This window comes from Nitrosomonas supralitoralis, assembly GCF_003011925.2.
Taxonomy (GTDB): Bacteria; Pseudomonadota; Gammaproteobacteria; order Burkholderiales; family Nitrosomonadaceae; genus Nitrosomonas; species Nitrosomonas supralitoralis.
On record NZ_PXXU01000097.1, the window covers coordinates 1 to 5,234 of the forward strand.

General features: G+C 42.9%; 3 protein-coding genes. 2 read left to right on the forward strand and 1 reads right to left on the reverse strand.

Translation table 11 applies throughout. The features are described 5' to 3' along the window. Positions 1-589 precede the first annotated feature (589 nt). On the forward strand, positions 590-1,363 hold the full coding sequence (locus tag C7H79_RS16225; RefSeq protein WP_106708292.1) for a carbonic anhydrase: 774 nt from the start codon (positions 590-592) through the stop codon (positions 1,361-1,363). 266 nt (positions 1,364-1,629) lie between these two features. Here the strand turns inward: C7H79_RS16225 and C7H79_RS16230 are convergent, their stop codons facing one another. Further along, the gene (locus C7H79_RS16230; protein WP_197714663.1) at positions 1,630-4,344 is read right to left on the reverse strand and encodes a cation-transporting P-type ATPase; all 2,715 of its coding nucleotides are present in this window, start codon (positions 4,342-4,344) and stop codon (positions 1,630-1,632) included. A gap of 257 nt (positions 4,345-4,601) precedes the next feature. On the opposite strand from C7H79_RS16230, the gene C7H79_RS16235 reads away from it, so the two are divergent. Then, a complete protein-coding gene (locus C7H79_RS16235; RefSeq protein WP_374058029.1) occupies positions 4,602-4,895 on the forward strand; it encodes a DoxX family protein in 294 nt (97 codons plus the stop codon). Positions 4,896-5,234: the final 339 nt, after the last annotated feature.

The following is a 5,234-nucleotide window of genomic DNA, read 5'->3' on the forward strand; positions in this document are numbered from 1 at the left end:
CCGCGATGAAGTGTATGATCTTACATAAGTTCGCAAGCGCACAGTGTTAATTTGATAACGCAAATATACTGATAAATATATAATGAGTGACGTGATCTCTAGCTCTAGCTCTAGCTATCGCGTGAAATTATATGTCTTGTCACAAACATGAACAAAGATCAAGTTATAGCCTGTTTCGAAGAGGCTAACAATAAAGTTATAGAGTGAAGCAATGGTGAAACTCATCTCCGATCATTTCAAATGAGATTTCATTGAAACATGAGACGTTGGCGGAAAAGATCCAGGACCGCAGATAATTAGCATTGAGGAGGCAGAGTAGAAAATTCTAGAATGGATAAAGGAACAGAAACGCTAAGTAATTTCTACTAGTAGAAGTTCACCAGTTGCTAATTTATAAAAAATTCATGATTTAGAAAGCTACAACATTTCCGTGGCTTTTAATTAGAAACCAGTTAGAGATGGTGGTTTTGTCCCAGATTTTAATTGACGTTATGATGGGGATTACCTCAGTAATGGATAATTAGAAAAAAAAAAGATAAAATTTAAGCTGAGCCCCATTTTCTTTTCACCCACTTTCAATAGGGCTTATATGTGCTATATATTTAATCAAAAAGATGAGAATCTACAGCATGATCTACGAAAACGTTCATTCCTAAAAATTGCTTTAGCTGGAACCCTTGGCTTAGGTATGTTTGGTGGAGGTATCGTCATGGCATCTGAGAAAAAACCGCTTCAAACAGCTTCATCTAAAGTCGTTCCCGAGCCTGAAAACGTACTTACACCTGAAAAGGCTTTGGAAAGATTAATGGAAGGCAACAAACGTCATGAGGCTGGACTATCAATTGAATCCCCTCATAAACATACACCCAAAGATGCTCATATGAAAGGACAAAATCCATATGCCGCTATTTTAGGCTGTGCCGATTCCCGAGTTGGCCCAGAGCACTGTTTCGATGAATCGCATGGTGATCTGTTTGTAGCTCGAGTTGCTGGAAATTATATAACGATTGATTTTCTAGCTACGCTTGAATATGCAGTCTCCGTATTGCATACTCCGCTAATTATGGTACTTGGTCATGAGAAATGTGGAGCTGTGAAAGCAGCTATGGATTCCATTAATAAGAACGAGCAATTTGAAGGGCATATACAAACAATGGCGACTGCATTGCTGCCTGCAGTCAGAGCAGCAAAAAAAATTCCAGGAGAACTATATGATAATACGGTCATAATGAATGTAAAACTCGCTGTTGCTGAACTTAAGAAAAGTACACCGATATTTAATCAACTAGTAAAAGATAAAAAACTTCTTATAGTCGGTGGAGTATATCGCATAGGTACTGGAAGGGTAGTATTGGTCACTTAGATATCGATCATATGCAGTTAATTAGGCAGTACCATCGGATTGAAGAACGGATCTAGAAAGTTATGTCATGCTTAATACTGGCTTACCTCATGGAGTCAAAATAATTATTTAATATGCCTATGAACTGTTTTCAGTATTTTCTGCTCAAATGCTTTTAGATCAATAACATAAGGAGATTGAAACTTGCTATTGTTAATACTGACAACCTTTCTTTTTTCGTGGCAAAGTCACGCACGCAAGAAAGTTAATGATTTGAGAATATTTTTTCATGATTTGATTACCTTAAGACGCAAGCGGATCTGTTTCTCAGTTTCAATAATGGCAAATAGCGCAATACCAACGACGATAACGAGAAGTCCATCTAGGAAGGGTACTGATTCTGTGGCAAATATCGTCTGTAAGGGAGGTAAGTAAGTGATGGAGAGTTGTGCCACGGTTACGGCGATTACCGTCATCCACACCACTTTCGTACCGCGCACTGCATTCCAGGTCAGCGATGTACCGTAGATATTGCGAATAAAGAATAGGTGGAAGATTTCCATTACCACCAGCGTATTCACCGCAAGAGTGCGAGCCAGTTCGATGCTGTATCCCCGATCAATTGCGTAAGCGTAAATACCATACACACCACATAGAAACAGAAGGGACACCAGCACAATGTGCCATACCAATTCACCACTCAGCAGTGGCTGACCTCTCGGTCGCGGCGGACGACACATGGTATTTTCCTCAGTTGGCTCGAAAGCAAGCGCAATGCCCAATGTCACAGCAGTAATCAGATTAATCCATAAAATCTGAATGGGAGTTATCGGTAACGTCATGCCAAACAGTAGAGCTACGATGATGGTCATGGATTCACCCGCGTTAGTGGGTAATGTCCAGCTAATGACTTTTTTGATATTGTCATACACCGTGCGCCCTTCACGAACGGCGCTAGCGATGGAAGCGAAATTATCATCCGCCAGTACCAGTTCCGCTGCATCCTTTGCGGCTTCGCTTCCTTTTCTGCCCATGGCAATGCCTACATCGGCACGTTTTAGTGCAGGCGCATCATTCACACCATCACCTGTCATGGCTACCGTCAAATGGTGTGATTGCAGTGCCATGACAAGTCGCAATTTATGCTCTGGGCTAGTGCGGGCGAAGATATCGCATTCCAACACAGCCTCTTTCAGAGCGATATCATCCATACCATCAAGATCAGCTCCGGTTAAAACTTTATCTGGATTTTGCAGGCCGATTTGTTTACCGATCGCTGCCGCTGTCTTAGCGTGATCGCCAGTAATCATTTTCACACGAATACCGGCTGTGTGACATTCCGCTACCGCTGCAATGGCTTCTGTTCGTGGCGGATCAATCATTCCGACCATACCAAGCAGCGTAAGTGTATTCTCGACATCTGCTTGTTCCAGAACCACATGCTCTGATTCTACAGGCATGACAGCGAATGCCAGCACACGCTGTCCGAAAGCCGCGATATTGTCCGCCTTTTCTTGCCAATAAGTTTGGTTCAGCGGTTCCACATTTCCGTTCCCAGCATTCTGATTCTTGCACATAGAAAGAATTCGCTCCGGCGCGCCCTTGATGAACACAAAAGCATGGCGCTCATGGTCATGATTCAGCGTTGCCATGAAGCGGTGTTTGGCATCAAACGGAATGGCATCGGTACGTGTCCAAGCTAACTGCTCTTTGCGGGCATCGATACCTATTTTGCTTGCAAAGGCGAGCAAAGCGCCCTCCATCGGATCACCTTCCACCATCCACGCGCCTTCACGATCATGCAACGCCGCATCATTACACAAGGCTGCAGCACGGGCGAGTTCTTCCAGAACAGCATACTCTTTGGAGGAGATTTCTGAATTTTCCAGTAAAATTGTGCCCCGTGGTTCATAACCGATGCCTTCTAAGGTGAATAGATGTTGATGCGTTAGCACTGAGGAAACCATCATCTCATTGCGAGTCAGCGTGCCGGTTTTGTCGGTGCAGATTACTGAGACTGAACCGATGGTTTCAATCGCGGGCAGTCGGCGCACAATGGCATTGCGCTTCGCCATTGATTGCACGCCTACCGCCAGTGTGATGGTCAGTACAGCAGGCAAGCCTTCGGGAATCGCCGCAACCGAAAGTCCTACCACTGCCATGAACATTCCTGTGAATTCATGATGTCCGACAAAATAACCATATGCCAGCAACACTGAGGCAATCAGCAAGATAAAAATAGTCAGCCACTGGGCGAATGCCCCCATCTGTTTTACCAGCGGTGTGGTCAGTGTTTCCACTTTCGACAACAATCCACTGATGCGCCCTATCTCGGTAGAAGCACCTGTGGCTACTACCATGCCTTTGCCTTGACCTGCGGTTACTAACGTGCCGGAAAATGCAATGCAGGAGCGATCACCCAGCGACGCATCGGCGGGAACTGGTGCGATCTGCTTTTGCACCGGAACGGATTCTCCGGTAAGAATTGCTTCTTGTATTTGCAAACCATGAGTTTTTAGCAGTCGCAGATCAGCAGGAACTTTATCACCTGCTTCCAGCAGTACAATATCACCGGGCACAAGCTTGTCTCCTTCAATGCTATGACGCTCGCCGTTACGTAGCACCGAAGCATGGGGTGCCAGCATCTGACGAATGGCATCCATTGCCTTTTCTGCTTTTCCCTCCTGTACAAAGCCGATGATTGCGTTGGCTAGCACCACCGCCAAAATGACGAAAGTATCTATCCAATGATTCAGAACTGCCGTGATAATGGCAGAACCGATCAGAACATAAATCAGGATATTGTGAAATTGCAGCAAGAAACGAATGATGTCACTACGTTTTGGAGGATCCGCCAATCGATTGGGACCATGCGTTTTTATACGCGCCTCAGCTTCATGCTGACTCAAGCCCGCTGGAGCTGCATCCAGTTTTTCCAACGCCAAATCAATAGAAATGTGATGCCATGATGATTGTATCTTTGGCATTTTTACTTTTTGCATTCTCCACCTTCTATAATCAATAAACTGATATTGTAATGATGAAGTAAAACCGGATACTTTCTTAAGCAGCCTTTCTATAAAATATACGTTCAAATTCTATCTGCAATTAGTAGCCTAATTTTGAGTGTGTACGTTTTTCTTTGTAGAAAGCCAATTAATCAATAATACTCTGCTTTGCTTCTTCCTTGGTTCGGAATTTTTTGTAATTCAAGTTGTTGATGTTTAAGACTACGAGAGAATTGTAAGTAGGAATACTAATCTTGTTTCATGGCGTACATAAAATATCCCACCCGAGTTCTCTCGATTTCATCAGCAAACAACTTGCGAGTCTTGATTTACCACAGATTCTGTCTTACGGTGTTTTTGTGGGAGAAGTGATTGCACCACTGATGATTGTTTTTGGATTTTTTGCACGACTTGGTGGCTTACTTGTTTTCGGTAACATGATATTTGCAATAGTGCTTGCTCATCGCAGTCAATTATTTACCGTGGATTGGCATCGGAATTGCAATTATTGTTTACTCTCAGGGCTTGCAACTTACAGTACATAATAAGAATTATTGCCAAAAGCCAGACAGTAATTTCAGCAGGATAATATCGTGATGAAAGCTCGAGCTTACTTTTTATCCATAGCTGATACCACTTCATTAGATTGGATTTTCTAAAATGAGCACCATATAAATGTATCTAAATTATGCAAAACTATACTAAAAATTTAACTGCTTGGAGCTATATGTCGTTATTTTTATGCTTGGTAAGAATTGCGAGACACTAATTTGAATATATCCATAATTTCATGTTGTATTTTACAATAACAAACGCGAATAGCACTAATAAAGCACCCCGCCGCAAGCAGCGAGGAATTAAACCTGAAAGAGATTAAAAATTAA